This is a genomic window from Modestobacter sp. VKM Ac-2977 (assembly GCF_026968045.1).
In the GTDB taxonomy this organism is placed as follows: domain Bacteria; phylum Actinomycetota; class Actinomycetes; order Mycobacteriales; family Geodermatophilaceae; genus Modestobacter.
Genome location: NZ_JAPVBQ010000003.1, coordinates 195,800 through 219,767, shown reverse-complemented (window position 1 = coordinate 219,767; position 23,968 = coordinate 195,800). Strand labels below are relative to the sequence as shown.

Annotated in this window: 19 protein-coding genes and 2 tRNA genes; 18 read left to right on the top strand and 3 right to left on the bottom strand. The window is 73.0% G+C overall.

Annotated features, from left to right (window positions below):
- The first annotated feature begins 359 nt into the window (after positions 1 to 359).
- The 15 genes from dnaA to O2V63_RS13770 all read left to right on the top strand — a co-directional run bounded on the left by dnaA (position 360) and on the right by O2V63_RS13770 (position 17,820).
- Positions 360 to 2,138, top strand: coding sequence for a chromosomal replication initiator protein DnaA (gene dnaA / locus O2V63_RS13840; protein ID WP_269168144.1), 1,779 nt, complete (start codon positions 360 to 362; stop codon positions 2,136 to 2,138).
- Positions 2,139 to 2,878: 740 nt separating this feature from the next.
- Positions 2,879 to 4,039, top strand: a complete 1,161-nt coding sequence (gene dnaN, locus O2V63_RS13835; RefSeq protein ID WP_269168143.1) for a DNA polymerase III subunit beta — start codon at positions 2,879 to 2,881, stop codon at positions 4,037 to 4,039.
- A 172-nt stretch (positions 4,040 to 4,211) separates the two neighbouring features.
- Positions 4,212 to 5,153, top strand: coding sequence for a phosphogluconate dehydrogenase (NAD(+)-dependent, decarboxylating) (gene gnd, locus O2V63_RS13830; protein ID WP_269168142.1), 942 nt, complete (start codon positions 4,212 to 4,214; stop codon positions 5,151 to 5,153).
- A 68-nt stretch (positions 5,154 to 5,221) separates the two neighbouring features.
- The gene (recF, locus tag O2V63_RS13825) at positions 5,222 to 6,421 is read left to right on the top strand and encodes a DNA replication/repair protein RecF (RefSeq protein ID WP_269168141.1); all 1,200 of its coding nucleotides are present in this window, start codon (positions 5,222 to 5,224) and stop codon (positions 6,419 to 6,421) included.
- Entirely contained in the window at positions 6,414 to 6,914 is a 501-nt protein-coding gene (locus O2V63_RS13820; protein WP_269168140.1) for a DUF721 domain-containing protein, read from the top strand. Before recF ends, O2V63_RS13820 begins: the two co-directional genes overlap by 8 nt.
- A 22-nt stretch (positions 6,915 to 6,936) precedes the next feature.
- A complete protein-coding gene (locus O2V63_RS13815; protein ID WP_269168139.1) occupies positions 6,937 to 7,962 on the top strand; it encodes a hypothetical protein in 1,026 nt (341 codons plus the stop codon).
- 14 nt (positions 7,963 to 7,976) lie between these two features.
- On the top strand, positions 7,977 to 9,767 hold the full coding sequence (locus O2V63_RS13810; RefSeq protein ID WP_269168138.1) for an ABC transporter ATP-binding protein: 1,791 nt from the start codon (positions 7,977 to 7,979) through the stop codon (positions 9,765 to 9,767).
- Positions 9,768 to 10,024: 257 nt separating this feature from the next.
- Positions 10,025 to 12,061 (top strand): DNA topoisomerase (ATP-hydrolyzing) subunit B, encoded by a 2,037-nt coding sequence (gene gyrB, locus O2V63_RS13805; protein WP_269168137.1) that lies wholly within the window; start codon positions 10,025 to 10,027, stop codon positions 12,059 to 12,061.
- 123 nt (positions 12,062 to 12,184) lie between these two features.
- The gene (gene gyrA, locus O2V63_RS13800) at positions 12,185 to 14,653 is read left to right on the top strand and encodes a DNA gyrase subunit A (RefSeq protein ID WP_269168136.1); all 2,469 of its coding nucleotides are present in this window, start codon (positions 12,185 to 12,187) and stop codon (positions 14,651 to 14,653) included.
- 156 nt (positions 14,654 to 14,809) lie between these two features.
- Positions 14,810 to 15,799, top strand: a complete 990-nt coding sequence (locus O2V63_RS13795; protein ID WP_269168135.1) for a DUF3566 domain-containing protein — start codon at positions 14,810 to 14,812, stop codon at positions 15,797 to 15,799.
- A gap of 72 nt (positions 15,800 to 15,871) precedes the next feature.
- Positions 15,872 to 15,945 (top strand) — tRNA-Ile (locus tag O2V63_RS13790).
- A 115-nt stretch (positions 15,946 to 16,060) separates the two neighbouring features.
- On the top strand, positions 16,061 to 16,201 hold the full coding sequence (locus tag O2V63_RS13785) for a DLW-39 family protein (RefSeq protein ID WP_166754335.1): 141 nt from the start codon (positions 16,061 to 16,063) through the stop codon (positions 16,199 to 16,201).
- A gap of 37 nt (positions 16,202 to 16,238) precedes the next feature.
- Positions 16,239 to 16,311: transfer RNA gene (locus tag O2V63_RS13780), tRNA-Ala, on the top strand.
- 97 nt (positions 16,312 to 16,408) lie between these two features.
- Positions 16,409 to 16,945, top strand: coding sequence for a peptidylprolyl isomerase (locus O2V63_RS13775; protein WP_269168134.1), 537 nt, complete (start codon positions 16,409 to 16,411; stop codon positions 16,943 to 16,945).
- A gap of 131 nt (positions 16,946 to 17,076) precedes the next feature.
- On the top strand, positions 17,077 to 17,820 hold the full coding sequence (locus O2V63_RS13770) for a rhomboid family intramembrane serine protease (RefSeq protein ID WP_269168133.1): 744 nt from the start codon (positions 17,077 to 17,079) through the stop codon (positions 17,818 to 17,820).
- On the opposite strand, the gene O2V63_RS13765 is transcribed toward O2V63_RS13770, so the two are convergent.
- Entirely contained in the window at positions 17,817 to 18,218 is a 402-nt protein-coding gene (locus O2V63_RS13765; RefSeq protein WP_269168132.1) for a PH domain-containing protein, read from the bottom strand. The two genes, O2V63_RS13770 and O2V63_RS13765, sit on opposite strands and share 4 nt — an antisense overlap.
- A 99-nt stretch (positions 18,219 to 18,317) precedes the next feature.
- Between O2V63_RS13765 and O2V63_RS13760 the strand changes: the two genes are divergently transcribed.
- Entirely contained in the window at positions 18,318 to 19,478 is a 1,161-nt protein-coding gene (locus O2V63_RS13760) for a thiolase family protein (protein ID WP_269168131.1), read from the top strand.
- 592 nt (positions 19,479 to 20,070) lie between these two features.
- Here the strand turns inward: O2V63_RS13760 and crgA are convergent.
- Positions 20,071 to 20,343 (bottom strand): cell division protein CrgA, encoded by a 273-nt coding sequence (crgA, locus tag O2V63_RS13755; RefSeq protein WP_269168130.1) that lies wholly within the window; start codon positions 20,341 to 20,343, stop codon positions 20,071 to 20,073.
- 151 nt (positions 20,344 to 20,494) lie between these two features.
- On the opposite strand from crgA, the gene O2V63_RS13750 reads away from it, so the two are divergent.
- Together O2V63_RS13750 and O2V63_RS13745 are read left to right on the top strand one after the other, a co-directional pair.
- Positions 20,495 to 21,241 carry a DUF881 domain-containing protein gene (locus O2V63_RS13750; protein ID WP_269168129.1) on the top strand — a complete coding sequence of 249 codons (747 nt, stop codon included), beginning with the start codon at positions 20,495 to 20,497 and terminating at the stop codon, positions 21,239 to 21,241.
- A gap of 149 nt (positions 21,242 to 21,390) precedes the next feature.
- Positions 21,391 to 22,053 (top strand): aminodeoxychorismate/anthranilate synthase component II, encoded by a 663-nt coding sequence (locus O2V63_RS13745; RefSeq protein ID WP_269168128.1) that lies wholly within the window; start codon positions 21,391 to 21,393, stop codon positions 22,051 to 22,053.
- Between the two features lie 29 nt (positions 22,054 to 22,082).
- On the opposite strand, the gene pknB is transcribed toward O2V63_RS13745, so the two are convergent.
- Positions 22,083 to 23,861 (bottom strand): Stk1 family PASTA domain-containing Ser/Thr kinase, encoded by a 1,779-nt coding sequence (gene pknB / locus O2V63_RS13740; protein ID WP_269168127.1) that lies wholly within the window; start codon positions 23,859 to 23,861, stop codon positions 22,083 to 22,085.
- Positions 23,862 to 23,968: the final 107 nt, after the last annotated feature.

The window sequence follows — 23,968 nt, the reverse complement described above, 5'->3', positions numbered from 1 at the left end:
GTCGCTCCGGGTCGGACGACCGGGCGCCGGTTCTCCTGCCGACCCCGTCGGCCGATCGCTCGCCGGACCTTCCTCCGATCGCCCCTGCCGGGGCGCTCACCAGCCATGACGTCGTGCCCGGCAGCGCGGACGCCGATCGCCGGACCAGGTGTCGCCGAGCGTGCACAGACTGTGGACACTCATGTGGACGCAGCACCGCCGGACGTCCACAGCTGGGGACCCGACGGGGGATCCAGCGAGTCCCCGAGATCCATCCCACCTGTGGACGACGGCTCCGGGGTCGCACCGCAGCTCCGGGGTCGCACCAGAGGCGTCACACCAGAGGCAGAGCACCGAAGGCACGGGAAGGGACACAGTCGATGGCCGACGATCCGGTCGACCTGGCGACGGTCTGGGACCAGGCCCGCGAGAGGCTCGCCAGCAGCTTGACCCCGCAGCAGAAGGCGGTGCTCAACCTCACCCGCCCACTCGGCCTGTTCGAGGACACCGCCGTGCTCGCCGCGCCCAACGAGTTCACCCAGACGGTGCTCGAGTCCCGCATGCGCATGGTGCTGGCCGAGGCGCTGTCCGCGGAGATCGGCCGGGACATCCGGGTGGCGGTGCAGCTGGAGGACATGCCGGTGCCGCCGCCGGCCCCCGAGGCACCTCGGCTCGGCGTCGAGCCGGAGGTCCGTCGCTGGCCCACCGCCGAGCAGGACCGGCTGGACCAGGACCGCCTCACGCAGGACCGGCTGGCCCACGACCGCGCCTCGGAGGAGCTGGCTGCCCGCGAGCGGGCGGCGCACGACCGGGCCGCCGAGGACCGCGCCGACCGGGACCGGGTCGACGACGGGCGGAGCGCCTTCGGGGTGCGTACCGATGCCGCCCGGGCCGAGGCCTGGCTGCCCGAGTCCGGGGACGGGCGCGACTGGTCGCGTGGGTCGGCCTCCGACGACCAGCCCGATGGCGGCCCCCGCCGGCTCGCCCCGTGGGACCGGGACCCGGGGGACGCCGGTCGCGCCCAGACACCGGGGAACGAGGGCATCGGCGACCGCCCCGCCGAGCGCCCGGGCCGCGGCGGCGGCGCCGTCCCCCTGTTCGCCGACCGGCGCCCCGGCGGCCTGGACCCGGGGCTCAACGCGAAGTACGTCTTCGACAGCTTCGTCATCGGCAACAGCAACCGGTTCGCGCACGCGGCCGCCGTCGCCGTCGCCGAGGCCCCGGCCCGCGCCTACAACCCGCTGTTCATCTACGGCGACTCCGGGCTGGGCAAGACGCACCTGCTGCACGCGATCGGCCACTACGCCGCGCGGATGTTCCCCAACGTGCGGGTGCGGTACGTCAGCACGGAGGAGTTCACCAACGAGTTCATCAACCTGGTGCACTCCGGCCGGGCCGAGGACTTCCGGCGTCGCTACCGGGACATCGACTTCCTGCTGATCGACGACATCCAGTTCCTGGAGCGCGCCGAGCGCACCCAGGAGGAGTTCTTCCACACGTTCAACACGCTGCACAACGCCAGCAAGCAGATCGTCATCACCTCCGACCGCGCGCCGAAGAAGCTGACGACGCTGGAGGACCGGCTGCGCACGCGGTTCGAGTGGGGTCTCATCACCGACGTCCAGGCGCCGGACCTGGAGACCCGCATCGCGATCCTGCGGAAGAAGGCCTATGGCGAGCGACTGCAGGCCCCCGACGCGGTCCTGGAGTTCATCGCCAGCAAGGTGCAGACCAACATCCGCGAGCTCGAGGGCGCGCTGATCCGGGTCACCGCCTTCGCCAGCCTGAACAAGCAGCCGGTCGACCTCGCGCTGGCCGAGCTCGTGCTCAAGGACCTGATCAGCGACGAGCAGGGCCCGCAGATCACCGCGGCGATCATCATGGCCGCCACCGCCGAGTACTTCTCCGTGACGATGGAGGAGCTGCAGGGGGCCAACCGCAGCCGCACCCTGGTCAACGCCCGGCAGATCGCCATGTACCTGTGCCGCGAGCTCACCGAGCTCTCCCTGCCGCGGATCGGGGCCTCGTTCGGCGGCAAGGACCACACCACGGTCATGCACGCCGTCAAGAAGATCACCGGCCTGATGAGCGAGCGCCGGGCCACCTACACCCAGGTCACCGAGCTCACCGCCCGGATCAAGAGCCGCGCCCGCTCCTGATCGTCCGGCCGAGCCCCAGTCCTCCCGGGTTGGGGCTCGGCCGCCGCACGTCCGGACACCGACCGCCGGTCCGGTCGCTCCCGCGCGCCCTCGAGGTGCCCGACCGGGATGACCTCGCCGACGCCGAGCCGGCGTCCGTGTCTCCTTGTCCCCAGATCTGTACACAGCCTGGGGAGAGCCGGAACCCACTGCCCACCATCGCTCTCGTCCCGCAGCCAGCCGCATCTCCGCAGGTCCAGCGGGTGCACCTGGCACGGCGCCGTCCCCCAGGTGTCCACAAGTCGCCCACCGGTGCCGGTGGACAGCCCTCTCCACCCACATCGGGTGGGGACGGACCTGCGGGTGGAGGGGGGATGCGGGGTGGAGAGGGCACGACGACGGTGCACGGCGGTCGAGTTGTCCACGTGTCGACACAGGCGGACGCCCACCGGCCCACAGCGAGCCAACAGGCCCATTCCGGGGGTGACCTGCACGAAGGGGTCTCGTCCCCAGGATCCACACCTGTGATGACGAAGATGAGCTATATCTCCCAGGTGTTCTCGAACCACACTCTCGGTGGGGACGGGCCGGATCGGGAGGCTGCGCCGCCCCGACCGGCGGGCACCCAGGAAGCCGGTTCCTGGCTCTGAGGTGCAGCTGTGACCAGGGGACTGGTCATGCAGGGGGGCCGGCAGGAGAGGATGGGCGCCGCACACCGCCCGGCAGCAGCCGGCGCAGACGAACGTGGGGTGGATGACGAGATGAAGTTCCGGGTGGCACGCGAGGTGCTCGCCGAGGCCGTGGCATGGACGGCGCGCAGCCTGCCGCCGCGGCCGTCGGTGCCGGTGCTCGCCGGGATCCTGCTGGAGGTGGAGGGCGGCCAGCTCGCGGTCTCGGGCTTCGACTACGAGGTGTCGGCCCGGTCGGAGGTCGACGTCCAGTCCACCGAGGCCGGCCGCGCGCTCGTCCCCGGCCGGCTGCTCGCCGAGATCACCCGGGCCCTGCCGCCGCACCCGGTCGACGTGGTCGCCGAGGGGGCCCGGCTGGCCATCAGCTGTGGCAACGCGAAGTTCAGCCTGCCCACGCTCCCGGTCGAGGACTACCCGTCCCTGCCCTCGATGCCCTCCACCGCCGGGGTCGTGGACAGCGACGCGTTCGCCGAGGCCGTCGGTCAGGTCGCCGTCGCCGCCGGCCGGGACGACACCCTGCCGATGCTGACCGGCGTGCGGCTGGAGATCGAGGACGACCTGGTCACACTCGCCGCCACCGACCGGTACCGGCTCGCCGTCCGGGAGTTCGCCTGGCGTCCGGAGACCCCGGGGCTCTCCGCCGCCGTCCTGGTGCCGGCCCGCACCCTCGCCGACGCGGCGAAGACGCTGACCAGCGGCCCCGAGGTGGTGCTCTCGCTGGCGTCGGGCGGCTCCGGGGAGGGCATCCTGGGCATGTCGGGCAAGGACCGCCGCACCACGACCCGCCTGCTGGACGCGGAGTTCGTGAAGTACCGCGCGATCATGCCCAGCGAGTCCTCGTCCTTCGCCACCCTGCCGGTCGGGTTGTTCACCGACGCCGCCAAGCGCGTGGCCCTGGTCGCCGAGCGCGGCACGCCGTTGCGCTGCGAGTTCACGCCCGGCCAGGTCACGCTGCGCGCCGGCGGCACCGACGACGAGGGCCAGGCCGAGGAGCGCTGCGACGTCGAGTTCGACGGGGAGCCGCTGACGATCGGCTTCAACCCGACGTTCCTGCTCGACGGCCTGGCCGCGGTGCACACCGACCGCGCCCGGATGGACTTCACGACGGCGCTGAAGCCGGCCGTGCTGTCCGGGGTCGACGAGCCCTCCGCCGACGACGAGGACAGCGGCAGGCCCGCCGAGCGGGCCGGCTCGTACCGGTACCTGATCATGCCGGTGCGGCTGCCGGGCTAGGAGCGGTCCCCGGCGCGCGAGCGCCGGGGAGGGCGAGCACGATGGGCGACGGCGCGTGCCCCGGGCCGCGCCCAGGCGCGACGGGTGCGCCGCGACGGTGCGGCTGCCCACCGAGACCTGCTGCGGGAGGACCGCGGCCCACGAGCGAGACATCGACGACGGAGGAGAAGACGTGCAGCTGGGGATGGTCGGACTGGGCAAGATGGGCGGCAACATGGCCGAGCGGCTGCGTCGCGCCGGTCACGACGTGGTCGGGTACGACTCGTTCTCCGAGAAGCGGGACGTGGAGAGCCTCGAGGCGCTCGTCGAGGCGCTGGAGGCGCCCCGGGTCGTCTGGGTGATGGTCCCCAGCGGTGAGCCCACCCGGGCGACGGTGCGCGAGCTGGGCGAGCTGCTCAGCCCCGGTGACGTGGTCATCGACGGGGGCAACTCCAAGTTCACCGACGACCAGGAACACGCCGCGGAGCTGGGCGCCAAGGGCCTGGGCTACATCGACGCCGGGGTCTCCGGTGGCGTGTGGGGCCTGGAGAACGGCTACGCGTTGATGGTCGGTGGCTCGAAGGAGGACGTCGCCAAGGCGCAGCCGGTCTTCGACGCGCTGAAGCCGCCGGCACCCCAGGACGAGGCCGGACAGCCGATCGAGGGCGCGGGCTTCGTGCACGCCGGCCCGTGCGGCGCCGGCCACTTCGCCAAGATGGTCCACAACGGCATCGAGTACGCGATGATGCAGGCCTACGGCGAGGGCTACGAGCTGCTGGCCGCGGTCGACCTGATCGAGGACGTGCCCGGCGTCGTCGCCTCCTGGACCCAGGGCACCGTCATCCGCTCCTGGCTGCTGGACCTGCTGGTCCGCGCACTGCAGGACGACCCGGCCCTGGAGAAGATCTCCGGCTACGCCGAGGACTCCGGTGAGGGCCGCTGGACCGTCGAGCAGGCCATCGAGCACGCCGTCCCGATGCCGGCGATCTCCGCTTCGCTGTTCGCCCGGTTCGCCTCGCGGCAGAGCGACTCCCCGACGATGAAGGCGGTGGCCGCGCTGCGCAACCAGTTCGGTGGGCACGCCGTCCAGGCCGTCGAGGCAGCCGAGCCGGCGGAGGCCGAGAACCCCGCGTGAGCACCGGATCGACGTCCGTCCTCCACCAAGATGGCCATTTTGGTGGAGGACGGGGTCGGGGCTGACCCATGTACCTCCGGCACCTGCAGGTCGGGCACTTCCGCAGCTGGGAGTCCGCCGACCTGGCGCTGACCCCAGGCCCGACCGTGCTGGTGGGGCGCAACGGCCAGGGCAAGACCAACCTGGTCGAGGCGGTGGGCTACCTGGCCACGCTGGGCAGCCACCGGGTCTCCGCCGACGCCCCTCTCGTCCGGCACGGCGCGAGCCAGGCGGTGGTGCGGGCGGCGCTGCGCCGCGACGACCGCGAGCTGCTGGTCGAGGTGGAGATCAACCCCGGCCGGGCCAACCGGGTGCGGGTCAACCGGGCCCCGCTGCCCCGGCCACGGGAGCTGCTCGGGCTGGTCAGGACGGTCCTGTTCGCCCCCGAGGACCTCGCCCTGGTGCGCGGCGACCCGGCCGAACGCCGGCGCTTCCTCGACGACCTGCTGGTCAGCCGCACACCCCGGCTGGCGGGGGTGCGCAGCGACTACGACCGGGTCCTCAAGCAGCGCAACGCCCTGTTGAAGACGGCGAAGCTCGCCCGCGGCAACGCGCTGGCCACCCTGGACGTCTGGGACGGCCACCTGACCGAGCTCGGCGGTCAGCTGCTGGCCGCCCGCCTGCAGCTCGTCGCCGACCTCGCCCCCTACGTCGCCGAGTCCTACGCCGGGGTGGCCGGTCCCGGCGCCGACCGGGCGGCGCTGGGCTACAGCAGTTCGGTGCCGCTGGCCGGGGACGGGGCGCCGGTCGACCCGGCGCGGGTGCTGCCCGGCGCCGAGGAGCTCGCCGCGGCGCTGCGCGAGCGGGTCGCCGAGCGGCGCAAGGACGAGGTCGACCGCGGGGTGACCCTGGTCGGTCCGCACCGGGACGACCTGGTGCTGCACCTGGGGCCGGCGCCGGCCAAGGGCTACGCCAGCCACGGCGAGTCGTGGTCCTTCGCCCTCGCGGTCAAACTGGCCTGCTTCGCACTGCTGCGGGCCGACGGCGACGACCCGATCCTGGTCCTGGACGACGTCTTCGCCGAGCTGGACTCCGGCCGCCGCGCTGCGCTGGCCGAGGTCGCCCGCAGTGCCGAGCAGACGCTGATCACCGCGGCGGTCGCCGAGGACGTCCCGGCGGTGCTGCTGGGCACCCGGGTGCAGATCGCCGACGGGCAGGCGCGGATCCTGCCCGGGGAGCCGACCGAGGAGAGCGCGGCAACGGGGGAGGCAGGGGTGGACGGTGGCTGAGGAACGCCCGGCACGACCCTCCGACATCGCCCGCGCGGCACTGGAGGCCGCCCGGGCGGCCTCGGCCTCCCGGCCGCAGCCGACCCGTCGCCGGGTGGCCGGCCCGCGGCGCCGCTGGACCGGCCCCGGACCCGGCGCCGACGACCCCCAGACGCTCGGTTCACTGGTCGACTCGCTGGTCACCCAGCAGGACTGGACCGCCCGCACCAAGGTCGGTGCGGTGTTCGGGCGCTGGGACACCCTGGTCGGGCCGGAGATCGCCGCGCACTGCCGGCCGGAGTCGCTGAACGAGGGCGAGCTGCTGGTGGTCGCGGAGTCCACGGCCTGGGCGACGCAGCTGCGCCTGCTGGCGCCGACCATCCTGGGCAAGCTGCGCGCCGGGGTCGGCGGGGACGTCGTGACCAAGCTGCGCGTTGTCGGTCCGACGGCCCCGAGCTGGAAGAAGGGCCCGCGCACCGTCCGTGGCCGTGGGCCGCGGGACACGTACGGATGACCAGCGAGACGAGGAGTCAGCGATGAGCAGCCCGCGCGACCGCGACCGGGACGGGTTCGACGACGGCGCCGGCGGCCAGTGGCAGGAGCCCGCGCACCTCGGCGGGGACACGCCCGGCGGCGGTGAGTCCGGCCCTGCCGCTCCCCGCCCCGACAGCGACCGCCCTGCCGAGCCCGGGGACGAGCGGACCGGGTCCCAGGCCTGGCAGCCGCCGGGCTGGGACCTGCCGGCGGTGGAGCCGGAACGCCCGGCCACGTCCCCGCCCCCGTCCACCCCGCAGGCGTCCGTACCGCCGGCCACGACGCGGGACGAGGCCGCCTGGCAGCCGCCGGGTGCCGACCAGCGGCAGTCCGATGCCCCGCCGCCGGAGCAGACCGACCGTCCCCGCCGGGGGCTGGGCGGCCTGTTCGGGGGCGGGCGCTCCCGGTCCGGGGACGACGCCGGGTACCGCGACGTCCAGCCGGACCCGGCCGTCGCCGCGGACCCGTACGGCACGCAGCTGTGGGCCCAGCAGTTCGGCTGGGTGCCCTCCGACGGCACCGCCCCGGAGGACGAGCCGCTCACCGCGCTGGTGCGCTCGGCGCCGGTCCGCCCCGGGAAGGAGGACCAGGCGAGCCGGGTCCTGCGCGGTCGGGGCAACGGCCTGGACCTGGTCGCCTTCGACATCGTCTCCCCGGTCGGGCGCGGCTTCGTGAGCACCCACGCGATCACCGCAGCGCCCGTGCTGGGCGCGGTGCCCGCATTCCGGCTCTCACCGGCCCGCATGTGGCGGCACGGCACCGGCGGGATGCTGCAGATCCCCAGCCCGGACCCCGAGTTCGACCGGCGCTGGGTGCTGCTGGCCGCCGAGGACGGCCCGCAGGTCCGCCGGATCGCCGAGGACCCCGTCGTCCGGCAGTCGCTGCTGGGCAGTGACGACGGCGACGAGGTCTGGTCGGCGGCCGGCTTCGTCGCCGCCATCCGGCCCGACGCCAACCGGCCGCAGCTGATCGAGCACCACGCCCGGCTGCTGGCCGCCGTGGTCGGCGCACTCGCCGCCGCGGCCTGAGCAGCACACCGAAGATGACGTCGGGCGGGTCGGCAACGGACGAACCGGCGCCGTCCGCCGGGCTGCGCGAGCTGCTGCCGCTGCTGCGCCCGCACCGCCGGGCGCTGGGGGCGGCCGCGGTGCTCTCGCTGTTCTCGGCCGCGGCCGCGCTGGCCCAGCCGGCGCTGGTGGGGCAGGTGATCGGCGCGGTGGGCTCGGGCGGGGCGGTGCTGCCCGGGGTGGTCGCGCTGGTCGTCGTCCTGGTGCTGGCCGCCGTGCTCGGGGCCGGGCAGCAGTACCTGCTGCAGCGCACCGCCGAGGGCGTCGTCCTCAGCACCCGGCGGCTGCTGGTCGACCGGCTGCTCCGGCTGCCGATCGCCGAGTACGACCGGCGCCGGACCGGCGACCTCATGTCGCGCGTGGGCTCGGACACCACACTGCTGCGTGCTGCGGTCACCAGCGGTGTGGTGGAGATCGTCGGGTCGGTGGTCGTCGGCGTCGGCGCGCTGGTGGCGATGGCCCTGGTCGACGTCTGGCTGCTGCTGGTCACCGTCCTGGCGGTCAGCGTGGGGGTGACCACCGCCGTGCTTGCCTCCCGCCGGGTCCGGGTGCTCTCCCGGGAGGCCCAGGAGCAGGTCGGCGCGATGAGTGCAGCGGTGGAGCGGGCGCTGTCGGCGGTGCGCACGATCCGGGCGAGCGGGGCCACCGCCCGGGAGGTGGACACGGTGGGCACCAGCGCCGAGCGGGCGTTCACCGCCGGGGTGCAGGTCGCCCGGCTGGAGGCGCTGGTCTCACCGGCCGGCTCGATCGCCGTCCAGGGCGCGTTCCTGGCCGTGCTGGGGCTGGGTGGCTACCGGGTGGCGACCGGCTCGATCGCCGTGGCCGACCTGGTCGCGTTCATCCTCTACCTGTTCCTGCTGGTCATGCCGCTGGGTCAGCTGATCGGCTCCTACACCCAGCTGCAGACCGGCCTGGGCGCGCTCGCCCGGGTGCAGGAGGTGCTCGCGCTGGAACCCGAGCACGACGAGGAGCCGGAGCGACCGGCAGCCGGCGGGTCGCCGGCGGTGCTCCGCACCCCGACGGGCGGGGACCCCGTCCCGCTGCTCCAGCTGGACGGCGTGGGCTTCGGCTACCCGGACGGCACGCCGGTGCTGCACGACGTCTCCTTCGCCGTGCCGGCCGGCAGCCGGGTGGCCATGGTCGGGCCGTCGGGGGCGGGCAAGTCCACGGTGCTGGCGCTGGTCGAGGGCTTCTACCCGCTGTCGGCCGGGGCGGTCCGGTGGGCTGGCACCGACGTGCGTGAGCTGCCCCGCGCCGCGCTCCGGGCCCGGATGGGCTACGTCGAGCAGGAGGCGCCGGTGCTGGCCGGGACGGTGCGGGAGAACCTGCTGCTCGCCGCGCCGGACGCCGGGGAGGAGCAGCTGTGGCAGGCGCTGGCCGACGTGGGCCTCACCGGCGTGGTGCAGCGCTCCGCCCGTGGACTGGACGTCTCCGTCGGGGACGACGGGGTGCTGCTGTCCGGTGGTGAGCGCCAGCGGCTGGCGATCGCCCGGTCCCTGCTGGCCCGGCCGGCACTGCTGCTGCTCGACGAGCCGACGGCCAGCCTCGACGCCCGCAACGAGGGCCTGCTGCGCGACACCCTCGCCGCTGCGGCGGCCGACCGGGCGCTGCTGGTCGTGGCCCACCGGCTGTCGACGGTGCTCGACAGCGACCAGATCGTCGTCCTGGACGCCGGCCGGGTGGTGGCCGTCGGCACGCACGCCGAGCTGGTCGAAACCAGTCCGCTCTACCGCGAGCTGGCCACCGCCCAGTTGTTGGTCCAGTAGCGGCGTTCCACGTGGAACGTCGGCACCAGTCGCCGCAGGACGGCGTGTCGACCTGGGGGGCAACACAGGTGGTGGTGGGTGAGTCGGGAGAGGCTCTCGCGCCACGTCAGGCCGTGGACGGCCGGTCTGGGGTGTACCCACCCGGTACGCTGGAGGGGACTCACCCCCAGCAGCCCGCTGAGAGCCGTCCTGCGCCCCTCGACATCGTCGTCGACGTGGTGCCGCGGCCGCGAGGTTGCGCAAGAGAAGGGCCCCACGTGGTCGCTCAGCCGCAGACCGAGAACGCCTACTCCGGTAGCTCCATCACCGTCCTGGAGGGGCTGGACGCGGTCCGCAAGCGCCCCGGCATGTACATCGGCTCGACCGGTGAGCGGGGCCTGCACCACATGGTGTGGGAGGTGGTGGACAACGCCGTCGACGAGGCGCTGGCCGGGTACTGCGACACCGTCCGGGTGACCCTGCTCGCCGACGGTGGCGTCAAGGTCGAGGACAACGGCCGTGGCATCCCGGTCGACATGCACCCGGTGGAGAAGCGGCCCACGGTCGAGGTCGTCATGACCATCCTGCACGCGGGCGGCAAGTTCGACGGCAAGAGCTACGGCGTCTCCGGTGGCCTGCACGGCGTCGGCGTCACGGTGGTCAACGCGCTCTCCAGCGCGCTCGACGTGCGCATCTGGCGCAACGGGACCGAGTGGACCCAGCACTACGACGTCGCCAAGCCCGGTGCACTGACGGAGGTCGGCCCGACGGACAAGCGGGGCACGGCCATCACCTTCTGGGCCGACGGCAGCATCTTCGAGACGACGACCTACTCGTTCGACACGATCAACCGCCGGCTCCAGGAGATGGCCTTCCTGAACAAGGGCCTGACCATGGTGCTGCGGGACGAGCGTCCCGGGCACAGCAAGGCCGAGACCGGCGCCTCCGACGAGGCCTCGCTGGCCGAGGCCGCGCCGACGGTCGGTGAGGAGGACGCCGCCTTCGAGCCCACCGAGGTGACCTACCGCTACGACGGCGGCCTGGTCGACTACGTGACCTACATCAACCGCCGCAAGACGGCGATCCACCGCTCGGTCATCGGCTTCTCCGCCGACGGCGTGGGCAAGAACGACACCGCGATGTCGGTCGACGTCGCCATGCAGTGGTCCGACGCCTACTCCGAGTCGGTGCACACCTTCGCGAACATCATCAACACCCACGAGGGCGGCACGCACGAGGAGGGTTTCCGGGCGGCGCTGACCTCGATCGTGAACAAGTACGCGATCGAGAAGAAGCTGCTCAAGGAGAAGGACGACAAGCTCACCGGTGACGACATCCGGGAGGGCCTGGCCGCGATCGTCTCGGTGAAGCTCGGCGACCCGCAGTTCGAGGGCCAGACGAAGACCAAGCTCGGCAACACCGAGGTCAAGGGCTTCGTGCAGAAGGTCTGCAACGACCAGATCGGGCACTGGTTCGAGGCCAACCCGACCGAGGCCAAGACCATCATCACCAAGGCCGCCTCGGCCGCCCGGGCCCGCCGCGCGGCGCAGGACGCCCGCAAGCTCGCCCGCAAGAGCCTGCTCACGGTCAGCGGCCTGCCGGGCAAGCTGGCCGACTGCCGCTCGACCGACCCGCGCAACTCCGAGGTCTACATCGTCGAGGGCGACTCGGCCGGTGGCTCGGCGAAGTCCGGCCGCGACTCGATGTACCAGGCGATCCTGCCGATCCGCGGCAAGATCATCAACGTCGAGAAGGCGCGCATCGACCGGGTCCTCAAGAACACCGAGGTCCAGTCGATGATCACCGCCTTCGGTACCGGGATCCACGACGAGTTCGACCTGGCGAAGCTGCGCTATCACAAGATCATCCTGATGGCCGACGCCGACGTCGACGGCCAGCACATCACCACGCTGCTGCTGACCCTGCTGTTCCGCTTCATGCGGCCGCTGGTCGAGGCCGGCCACGTCTACCTGGCGCAACCGCCGCTGTACAAGATCAAGTGGGGCAACAAGCACCCCGACGACTACGTCTACACCGATCGGGAGCGGGACGAGCTGCTCAAGGCCCGCGCTGCCGAGGGCCGCAAGCTCCCCAAGGACGACGCGATCCAGCGGTTCAAGGGCCTCGGTGAGATGGACGCCAAGGAGCTGTGGGAGACCACGATGAACCCGGAGAGCCGGATCCTGCGCCAGGTGACCCTCGATGACGCCGCCGCCGCGGACGAGCTGTTCAGCGTGCTGATGGGCGAGGACGTCGTCGCCCGACGCAGCTTCATCACCCGCAACGCCAAGGACGTCCGCTTCCTCGACGTCTGAGGAAGGCCCCCTCGCCCCCCACCGCTCGCGAGCTCGCGGTGGGCCCCGGCGAGGGGGCCATCAGGCTGCGGCCTGTAATGCGCATTCATCCACCGCTGTGTATCGACTTGTGGAGAACCAGACGTGACAGAGACACCCAGCCGCGACCGCGTCGAGCCGGTCGACCTCCAGCAGGAGATGCAGCGCAGCTACATCGACTACGCGATGTCGGTCATCGTCGGCCGCGCACTGCCCGACGTGCGGGACGGCCTCAAGCCGGTGCACCGCCGCGTGCTGTACGCGATGTTCGACCAGGGCTTCCGGCCCGACCGCGCGACCGTCAAGTGTGCCCGCGTGGTCGGCGAGGTGATGGGCAACTACCACCCGCACGGTGACTCGTCGATCTACGACGCCCTCGTGCGGTTGGCCCAGCCGTGGTCGATGCGCTACCCGCTGATCGACGGCCAGGGGAACTTCGGCTCGCCGGGCAACGACCCGGCCGCGGCCATGCGGTACACCGAGGCCCGGCTCACCCCGTTGGCCATGGAGATGCTCCGGGACATCGACGAGGACACCGTCGACTTCCAACCCAACTACGACGGCAAGAACCTCGAACCGCTGGTGCTGCCGGGGCGCATCCCCAACCTGCTGGTCAACGGCTCGGCCGGCATCGCCGTCGGCATGGCGACCAACATGCCGCCGCACAACCTGCGCGAGGTCGCCGCCGCCGTCTTCTGGATGCTCGAGCACCCGGACGCGGAGGCGGAAGAGGCGCTCACCGCCTGCATGGAGCGGGTCAAGGGCCCGGACTTCCCCACCCACGGGCTGATCGTCGGCCGTGAGGGCATCGAGGACGCCTACCGCACCGGCCGCGGCTCGGTGCGGATGCGCGCCGTCGTCACCGTCGAGGAGGACAGCCGGGGTCGGGTGCAGCTCGTCGTCACCGAGCTGCCCTACCAGGTCAACCCGGACAACCTGGCCGAGTCGATCGCCGAGGGCGTCCGCGACGGCCGGCTGCAGGGCATCTCCGAGATCGCCGACGAGTCCAGCGACCGGGTTGGCCGCCGCCTGGTGATCACGCTGCGCCGGGACGCCGTCGCCAAGGTCGTGCTGAACAACCTCTACAAGCACACCCAGCTGCAGACCACCTTCGGCTGCAACATGCTCTCCATCGTCGACGGCGTGCCCCGCACCCTGCGGCTGGACGAGCTCATCCGGCTGTGGGTGACCCACCAGATCGAGGTCATCGTCCGGCGCACGCGGTACCGGCTGCGCAAGGCCGAGGAGCGGGCGCACATCCTGCGCGGCTACGCCAAGGCGCTGGACCACCTGGACGAGGTCATCGCCCTCATCCGCCGCAGCGAGTCGGCCGAGGCCGCCCGCAGCGGGCTGATGGAGCTGCTGGACGTCGACGAGATCCAGGCCGTCGCGATCCTCGACCTGCAGCTGCGCCGGCTCGCCGCCCTGGAGCGGCAGCGCATCCTGGACGAGCTGGCCGAGATCGAGGCCCGCATCGCCGAGCTGCAGGCGATCCTGGACTCCCCCGAGCGGCAGCGGCAGATCGTCCACGACGAGCTCGCCGAGATCGTGGAGAAGTACGGCGACGACCGGCGCACCCAGTTCGTGGCCAACGACGGTGACGTCTCCATGGAGGACCTCATCGCCGAGGAGCAGGTGGTCGTCACGATCACCCGCACCGGCTACGCCAAGCGGACCAAGGCCGACCTCTACCGCTCGCAGCGGCGCGGCGGCAAGGGCGTCATGGGCGCCCAGCTCAAGCAGGACGACCTGGTCCAGCAGTTCTTCGTGGGGTCGACCCACGACTGGATCCTCTTCTTCACCAACAAGGGCCGGGTCTACCGGGCCAAGGCCTATGAGCTGCCCGAGGCGGCGCGCACCGCCCGCGGCGCACACGTGGCCAACATCCTGGCCTTCCAGCCGGACGAGAAGATCGCCCAGGTCATCCAGATCAAGGACTACACGGTCGCCCCGTACCTGGTGCTGGCCACCGCCCGCGGCCAGGTGAAGAAGACCCGGCTCACCGACTTCGACTCCCCTCGGTCCGGCGGCGTCATCGCGATCAACCTGCGCGACAACGACGAGCTGGTCGGTGCGGCGATGATCAGCCCGGACCAGAACCTGCTGCTGGTCACCCGCAAGGCGATGTCGATCTGCTTCAAGGCCAACGACGAGCAGCTGCGCCCCATGGGCCGGGCCACCGAGGGCGTGCGCGGCATCTCGCTGGCGCCGGACGACACACTGCTGTCGATGATCGTCGTCCAGGAGGGAGTCGACGTCCTGGTCGCCACCGAGGGCGGCTACGCCAAGCGCACCGGGATCGAGCACTACCCGGAGCAGGGGCGGGGCGGCAAGGGCGTGCTCACCGCCGACCCGAAGGCCCGCAAGGGTGCACTGGTGGGTGCGCTGGCCGTGGTGCTCGGTGACGAGCTGTACGCCATCACCTCCGGCGGCGGGGTCATCCGCACCCCGGTGAACGGCGTCCGGCACACCCGGGACCGGGCCACCATGGGTGTCAAGCTCATGAACTTGCCTGAGGACGTGTCGATCGTGGCGATCGCGCGTACGACGGACAACGACGAGCCCGACGCCTAGGGTGGGGCGGATGCCAGACCGGTGTCGCGGACGACGTCGTCCGCAATCCGGTGTGTGCGATGACCACGGCAGTGACCGACCCACCGCCCTCTGCACCACGGCGGGCCCGGTGGGTGCACCGACGCGGCGAGGGCCGCAGGGCGACAGGAGACTGGGATGAGCGACCGGGCACGCAGTTCGGTGCGTACCGACTCCCGTGAGGGGGACGGCACCGCCGATGCGGTACCGGAGGGCGCCACCCCGGTCGCCGACCGGCCCGGGCCGGCCGGTGCGGGCACCGCGCCCTCGACGAAGGACGGCGGCGAGCCGGCGTCCGGCTCGCCGGCCGCGCCGGCACCGCCCGCCCCGGCGAAGGCCGCTGACGGCGGTCCGGCCGATGGTGGCGGTGCGTCCTCGGCCACCAGCGCAGCCCGGCCCGTGACGGCGAAGGGTCGTTCGGCCGGGGCGTCGCCGGCGGGCAGGCCCCCGGCGGACGAGCCGGCCGCGGCCAACGGCCCGGCTCGGGGCGGTGCTGCCACGGCCGGCCCGCCGTCCGCTCCGGTGGACCGGACGGCGGCCGCTGCCCGTGGCGCCGCGTCGCGCAGCGGGGTGCCCGCAGCCGGCTCGGTCCCGGTCGACTCGACCCAGGCGGTCGGCCTGCCCCCGGCGGCTGCCCGGCCGATCGACCCGGCGGCCCGGCCCGACCCCGCGCGCCCCACGGCCAGGCCGGCGTCCCGGCCGGCCGGCCAGGGCGCCGGTCGAGCCTCATCAGGCAAGGCGCGCGGCCCGGTCAACCGCGGCCCGCGCCGGGCCCGGCTGCAGCTGCGCCACATCGACACCTGGTCGGCGCTGAAGATCTCGCTCGTCCTCTCGATCGCCCTGTTCTTCGTGTGGATGGTCGCCGTCGGCATCCTGTACGGGGTGCTCAGCAGCCTGGGTGTCTTCGACACGGTCAACGACCTGATCGGGCAGCTGGCCACCACCACCGAGACCACGGACGGGGGCGGTGAGGTGATCACCGCCGGCGTCGTCTTCGGTGGCGCCGCGGTGATCGGGGCGATCAACATCGTGCTGCTCACGGCGCTGTGCACCGTGGGGACGTTCGTCTACAACCTCTGCTCCGACCTGGTCGGCGGCCTCGAGGTCACCCTCGCCGAGCGCGACTGAGCGAGTCACACCCGCTGAGGCCCCCCGCGTCGGGGGGCCTCAGCCGGGCAGGTAAGCTGTTCACCGGTCCACGGGCCTGTAGCTCAGACGGTTAGAGCGCATCCCTGATAAGGATGAGGCCGGAGGTTCAAGTCCTCCCAGGCCCACCCGTGCACCGACGGCGGGCGACAGCGATCTCCACGGGGATCACGGTCGCCCGCCGCTGGTCCCGGCAGCGGTCACCGGCACCGCGGTGGCCCACACCGTTCGAGGAGGTCCCGCGTGCTGAAGAAGCTGGCGATGGCAGCGCTCGCGGCCAGTGCCCTGGCGGCCGTGCGCAAGCGCAGCTCCGGCAAGGGCGAGGCCGACCTGTGGGCCGAGGCGACCCGCGGTCCGGGCTCGGTCAGCACGCCCGGCGCCTGATCCCGCGGCTGCGGTCGACCGACCACCGCAGTCCCCCGGGGACGTAGCTCAATTGGCAGAGCACCGCCTTTGCAAGGCGGGGGTTAGGGGTTCGATTCCCCTCGTCTCCACTCCGGTCCCTCGAGGGCCCTTCACCGGCCGCCGGGCACAGGCCGGCCGCACCGGGCGCCCAGCGGCCTCCCGGTCCGCAGTGGGAGAGTGGTCGTCGTGACTGAACAGACCTCCGCCGCACGGCGCGCCGTCCTGCACACCAACCACGGCGACATCACCGTCGACCTGTTCCCCGACCACGCCCCCAAGACGGTCGCGAACTTCACCGAGCTCGCCGAGGGCAGCCGCGAGTGGATCGACCCGCGTACCCGCGAGAAGACCACGGCGAAGCTCTACGACGGCACGGTGTTCCACCGGGTCATCCAGGGCTTCATGATCCAGGGTGGCGACCCGCTGGGTCAGGGCACCGGTGGCCCCGGCTACCGCTTCGGCGACGAGTTCCACCCCGACCTCTCGTTCAACCGCCCCTACCTGCTGGCCATGGCCAACGCGGGCCCCGGCACGAACGGCTCCCAGTTCTTCATCACCGTCACCAACACCCCGCACCTGAACAACAAGCACACGATCTTCGGTGAGGTGGCCGACGACGCCAGCCGCCAGGTCGTCGACGCGATCGCAACCGCCCCGACCGCCCGCGGCGACCGCCCGGTCGAGGACATCGTGATCACCTCCGTCGAGGTGCAGCGCAGCTGAGCACCCCCGAGGGCAGCGGGGGCGCCGGCTCGGAGCCGCAGCCGGCGCCCCCTGCCACCTGCTACCGGCACCCGGACCGGCCCACCGGGGTCCGCTGCACCCGCTGCAGCCGGCCCATCTGCCCGGAGTGCATGAACCCGGCCGCGGTCGGCTTCCAGTGCCCGGACGACGTGCGGGCCGGCAACGCCACCGTCCGCCGTCCCAAGCGCACCACCGGGCTGCGCAGCGCAGCCCGGCGTTGGGGGCCGGTCACCCTCTCCCTCATCACGCTGAACCTGCTGGTCGCCCTCGCGACCGCCGGCTCGGCGATCAGTGTCGGCGTCAACCCGCTGCGCAGCTTCCGCTCACCGCTGCAGGACGATCTCGCGATCGTCCCCTACCTGGTCGACGTCGGTGAGTGGTGGCGGGTGGTCACGAGCGCCTTCACCCACGTCGGGCCGGTGCACCTGGCGCTGAACATGCTCGCCCTGCTGCTGTTCGGCTCCGAGCTCGAACGGATGCTGGGCCGGGGCCGCTTCCTGACCGTCTACCTGGTCTCCGCGCTGGGGGGCGTGGCCGCCCTGCAGCTGTTCGGCGACTACCTCGGTGCCGTGGTCGGCGCATCGGCGGCGATCTACGGCCTGCTGGGCGCCTTCGGCGTGGTCCTGCTGAAGCAGAAGCAGGACCTCCGCGGGCTCCTCACCCTGCTGGTGATCAACCTGGCGATCAGCTTCCTGCCCGGGGTGTCCCTGCTCGGCCACCTCGGCGGCCTCGTCGTCGGCGTACTGACGGCCGGCATCCTCGTCCTGGGCGGCCGCCAGCGGGCGGTCGTGGTCGGCGGGGTCGCCGCCCTGGTGGTCGTGCTGCTGGTGCTGGTGCTCGGCGGGCTGCGCTAGCGTCCTGCGCCGGCGGCGTGCAGGGCCCGGGCGACCACGTCCGGGTCCTGCCCCAGGTCCCGGCGGCCCAGCACGACCAGGACGGCGTCGTCCGTGCCGTCCTCCAGCTCCAGCGTGCGGGCGCACAACCCCCACCGTCGTGACGTCCGGACCCGGGCGCGCAGCGCAGGCCAGGCGATCGTCGTCCCGCCGCTGAGCGTTCGCACCGTCACCCCGTGGGCGTCGGCGCGCAGCCGGGGGCGCAGCAGCAGGTCGCGGGCGGCCAGGCCCAGCAGCAGGACGGCGCCGCTGCCGACGAGGACCCGCCCGACCGGGTCGACCAGCAGGGTGGCCAGCGCGAGGGCCACGCCGGCGGCGGCCATCGCCACCGCCTCGCCGATCCGGGGCGACCAGTGCACGGGGCCAGCTTGTCAGCACCGGTCGCGGGCCTGTACGCGGCGCCTAGCATCGAGCGACCGGACGTCTGAGACGTCACCGTCTGCGATGAGGAGTGGTCCATGCGCGATGCCGTCATCTGTGCCGCCGTCCGCACACCGGTGGGGAAGCGGGGCGGCGGGCTGTCCGGCGTGCACGCCGCCGACCTGTCCGCCACCGTGCTGCATGCCCTGGTGGAGCGCACCGGCCTCGACCCCGCCGTCGTCGACGACGTCTTCTGGGGCTGCGTGAGCCAGGTCGGCGAGCAGACCAGCAACATCGGCCGGGTCGCGGCGCTGGCGGCCGGCTGGCCGGAGACGGTGCCCGGCACGACCATCGACCGGCAGTGCGGCTCCTCCCAGCAGGCGGTCGCCTTCGCCGCCGCCACGGTCATCAGTGGTCAGGCGGACGTCGTGGTCGCGGGTGGGGTCGAGTCGATGAGCCGGGTGCCGATGGGCTCCTCGGCCGGTGACGGGTCGGCCGGCCGGCCGCTGGGGCCGCAGTACCTGGCCCGCTACGGCGGGGTCGCGCCCAACCAGGGGGTCGGCGCGGAGATGATCGCGGCGCGGTGGGGCCTGTCCCGGGCCGAGCTCGACGAGTTCGCGCTGGGCTCGCACGAGCGGGCCGCCAAGGCGCAGGCCGACGGGGCCTTCGATGCGCAGCTCGTCCCGGTCCGCACCCCTGAGGGCGCGGTGGTGACCGCCGACGAGGGGATCCGCACCGGCGGCACGCTCGAGGCGCTCGGGGCGCTCACGACCCCGTTCCAGGTCGACGGCGTGATCAGCGCCGGCAATGCCAGCCAGATCTCCGACGGATCGGCTGCGCTCCTGGTCACCACCTCCGAACGAGCCCGCGAGCTGGGGCTGACCCCTGTGGTCCGGGTGCACACGACGGTCGTCGCCGGTGACGACCCGGTGATCATGTTGACCGCCCCCATCCCGGCCACCCGCAAGGTGCTGGACCGCTCCGGGCTGGCGCTCGCCGACATCGGGGTCTTCGAGGTGAACGAGGCGTTCGCCCCGGTGCCACTCGCCTGGCGCCGGGAGATCGGCGCCGCGGCCGAGGCGGTCAACCCCCTGGGTGGCGCGATCGCGCTCGGGCACCCCCTGGGCGCCTCGGGCGCACGCATCATGACCACGCTGGTGCACCACATGCAGGCCACCGGTACCCGGTACGGGCTGCAGACGATGTGCGAGGGCGGTGGCATGGCCAACGCCACGATCCTGGAGCTGCTCGACCGCTGACCGACCCGGTGCCCGCCGTCCACAGCCCCCGTCCACGCGGACGGGGGCTGTGGTGTCCCGGCGACCGTCCGCCGGGGTGGGGATGTCGACAACTCGCCCGGACACGCGCGGGAACGGCCCGTCACGCTGCTGGTTTGCGCTTCGGTGAGGCGGGTAGTAAGCGCTCGGTCGCCTTCGGCCAGGCGACTCGAGCGAGCAGTTTTCCCACAGGTGTGTACACAGCTGGGGACGGAGTTCCACGGGTGTAGTTACCCCTGTGCCGTTTCCGTCCCAGTGGTCACATCGCCGGCATTCCCGCAGGTCAGCCCCCGGTGCGACGGTCGCGGCAACCCACAGATCGTGGACAACCCGGTGGATGGCGGAGCGGTCCACCTGTGGACGACGCGACCCGCTGTGCACAGACGATCTTCGTGCGAGCCCCTGACCTGCGCGTTGACCGTTTGTCGACCCTGCGAGCCGGTCACGGCTCGCTGTGCACTGGTCACCGAACGGAGTACCCACCGGTCAGCGCCGCTCGGGCGGGATCAGCTCACACGACGAAGGCCCCCGTCCCGGAGGGACGAGGGCCTGTCGGTCGAGCCGTGCGCGAGCGTCAGCGCCAGCGCATCGACATGACCAACCCGGCGACCATGGCGCCGAAGCCGATGGCGAAGTTCCACGGGCCCAACGTCGTCATGAGCGGGATCCGGTCGCCTGCCACGTAGTAGACGACGATCCACAGCAGGCCGAGCAGCATCAGCGCGACCATCACCGGGGCGTACCACCGCGGGCTCGGCTGCGCGGCCTGGGCCCGGGCCGCGCTCGCGGGCAGCACGCCCGCCGGCGGCGTGTAGACCGACTTCTTGCGCACCTTCGACTTGGGCACCTGGCGGACTCCCTCCCGGGCCGGTGGCCTGACGCCCCGGCGTGAACGCCCACCAGCCTAAGCTGAGCGGGCCAGCAGTCCCGCGCCGTCGCGCGGCGGCGTCACCCTCGTTCGCCCTTGCGGGGGTGGACGCCGACACCAGGAGGTGTGCATGACCCGCATCGGGAGCCCCCGCCGGTTCGACCCGTGGGTCGGGCTCGTGCCCGTCGTCGCCCTGGCCGCCGGTCTGCTGTTCGCCACCTCCAGCACGACCGCGCAGGGCACCGACCTGCGGGGCGGTGAGGTCACCGAGCTGTCCGCGCTGATCGAGCAGCGTGACTCCACCGTCGCCGGCCAGCAGGCCGAGCTGGCCGCCCTGCAGGAGCAGGTGCAGGCGCTCACCGACCTGGCGGCCTTGCGGAACGGCGAGGTCGCGGCCGTGCAGCAGCAGGCCGCCCCCGGGGTCGGCTCCGCCGGGCTCGCTGAGCTCACCGGGCCGGGGTTGGCCATCGAGCTGGACGACGCCCCGCACCCGTCCGCCGGGACCACGCCGACCGAGGGCAACCCGGACAACCTGGTGATCCACCAGTCCGACGTCCAGGGTGTGGTGAACGCACTGTGGGCCGCCGGTGCCGACGGCGTGGCCATCATGGGGCAGCGGCTGATCTCCACCAGCGCCGTCATCTGCGTCGGCCCCACCCTGCTGTTGCACGGCCGCAAGTACTCACCGCCGTACGTGATCACCGCCGTCGGGGACGCCGACGAGATGCGGGACGAGCTCGCCGCCTCCCCCGGGGTGCAGGTCTTCCAGGAGGCCGCCGACGACTACGGGCTGACCTTCGACGTCGAGGAGGAGGACCGGCTCTCCCTGCCGGCCTATGACGGCGCCCTGGACATGCAGTACGCCAGGGTGGGCTGAGCCGCCCTGAACCCCGGCCGTCCCGATGGTGGTGACGGCGCAGGCTGCTGGCGTGTACACCTGAGCCCGTGGAGGCCCACTCGGGCCGCCTGACACCGCCCTCTGGAGATCGAGCCCCTCGTGTCCCGCACCGCCGTGAGTGTCCAGCGATGAGCCTGCCCGCCGTCCGGCCGGTGCTCGTCGTCGACAACTTCGACAGCTTCGTCTACAACCTCGTCCAGTACCTGGGCCAGCTCGGGGTGCCCAGCGTGGTGCGCCGCAACGACGCGGTGACCGTCGACGAGCTCGCCGACCTGGACCTGGCCGGGGTGTTGCTCTCCCCCGGCCCCGGCACACCGGTCGACGCCGGCGTGACCGTGCCGATGGTGCGGGCCGCCGCCGATGCGGGGCTGCCGGTCCTCGGGGTCTGCTTGGGGCACCAGGCGATCGCCGAGGCCTTCGGTGGCGTCGTGGGCCGGGCGCCTGAGCTGCTGCACGGCAAGACCAGCCAGGTCGTGCACGAGGGTGTGGGCGTGCTGGCGGGGCTGGGCAGCCCGTTCACCGCCACCCGGTACCACTCGCTCGCGGTGGAGTCCGACAGCGTCCCGGCCGAGCTGGAGGTCACCGGCCGCACGCCGTCGGGCATCGTGATGGCGCTGCGGCACCGGGAGCTGCCCATCGAGGGGGTGCAGTTCCACCCCGAGTCGGTGCTCACCGAGGGCGGCCACCGGCTGCTGGCGAACTGGCTGTCCAGCTGTGGACTGGCACCGGACCCCGCCCGGGTCGAGGCGGCGGCAGCCACCGCCCGCCGGCTCACCACCGTCACCCTCTGAACCGGCCACCCCGGGGGGTGGCCGGTGACTCAGCTGGTGGGCTGCGCCGGTGGCGTGACCTCGCCCGTCGGCTGAGCCGGGGTCGGGGGGGCGGGCGCCGGCGTCGGGGTCGGGGTCGGCACCGCCGGGGTCGGGACGGCGATCAGCAGGGTCACCGTCTCGCCGTCCGAGACGGAGGCCCGCGGGCCCGGGTCGGTGTCGACGACCGTGCCCGGCGTGGCGTCGTCGCGCTCGACGTTGTTCGGCACGATGACGCCGTTGTCGAGCCCCGCGTCCACGAGGGCCTCCCGGGCGGCGGGCTCCGTGAGCCCGCGCACGTCGGGCAGGGTGATCGAGCCGGTGGAGACGCTCAGCCGGAACGACACGTCCGGGGCGGCCTGGCTGCCCGGCGCGGGGTCGAGGTCCACGACGGTGCCGGCGGGCTGCAGGCTGGGGACCTGGTCGGTGCTCTTGCTCCCGGTGAAGCCGGCGCCCTCCAGCCGGTCGATCGCCTCGTCCTGGTCGTCGCCCAGCACGTTGGGCACGGCGATCGTGTTGGGGCCGCCGCCGACGACCAGGTCCACCGGGGTCTCCGGGTCGACCTCGTCGCCCGGGGCCGGGTTCGAGCTGAGCACGGTGCCCTCCTCGGCCTGGGTGCTCGGCTCGCGGGTGACCGTGCCGACCAGCAGACCCGCGGCCTGGATCTCGGCCTCGGCGTCGGCCTGCGGATCACCGACCAGCTCCGGCACCGCGACCTGCTCGACCACCGGGGTCTCGGGCTCGTCGGGATTGGAGGTCAGCGCCACTGCCAGGCCGATGCCGGCGGCGATCAGCACGAGGACGGCGACGACGACGGCGATGACCCGGTTGCGCCGGCGCTTGTCGTCGGTCTGCCCGTCGTCCCACTCGTCGTTGCCGTACCCGCCGGGGGTCACGCCGATGATCGTGGTCTTCTCGGCGTCGCTCATCACCGGTGTCGCCTCGACCCGTTGGCCGGCGACGGCGCGTAGCAGGTCCGCGCGCATGTCGGCGGCGGACTGGTACCGGTTGGCCGGGTTCTTGCTCATCGCCTTGAGCAGGATGGCGTCGAGCTCCGGGCTGATCTCCGGGTTGATCGACGACGGCGTCCGAGGGTCTTCCCGCACGTGCTGGTAGGCGACCGCGACCGGGGAGTCGCCGGTGAAGGGCGGGGTGCCGGTGACCAGCTCGTAGAGCAGGCACCCGGCGGAGTAGACGTCGGAGCGGGCGTCGACGCCCTCACCGCGGGCCTGCTCGGGGGAGAGGTACTGGGCGGTGCCGATCACGGCAGCCGTCGAGGTCATCGTCGCGGCGGAGTCGGAGACCGCGCGGGCGATGCCGAAGTCCATCACCTTCACGGTGCCCTGCGGCGTGATCATGACGTTGCCGGGCTTCACGTCCCGGTGCACGATGCCGTTGCGGTGGCTGAAGTCCAGGGCGGCGCAGATGTCGGCGGTGAGCGACATGGCGCGCTCGGGGGAGAGGCGCCGCTCGCGGCGCAGCACGTCGCGCAGGGTGTCGCCCTCGACGTACTCCATGACGATGTAGGGGGTCGCGCCGGTGGCGGTGCGGTCCTCCCCCGTGTCGTAGACCGCGACGATCGCCGGGTGGTTCAACGACGCGCTGGCCTGGGCCTCGCGGCGGAACCGGACCTGGGACGACGGGTCGCGGGCGAGGTCCTGGCGCAGCACCTTGACCGCGACCTCCCGGCCGAGCCGGAGGTCGCGCCCCCGGTGCACCTCCGCCATGCCACCGCGGCCGAGCACCCCGCCGATCTCGTAGCGCTCGCCGAGCACCTGGGGGGTGGTCATCGGTGGTCCTCTCGGGTGGTGCGGTGCGGCGGTCGCGGCTCCGGAGTGGCTGGACCGGGGAGCGGTACGCCGTCGCGGAGCCTAATCGCTGGCGGGCTCGCGGCAGG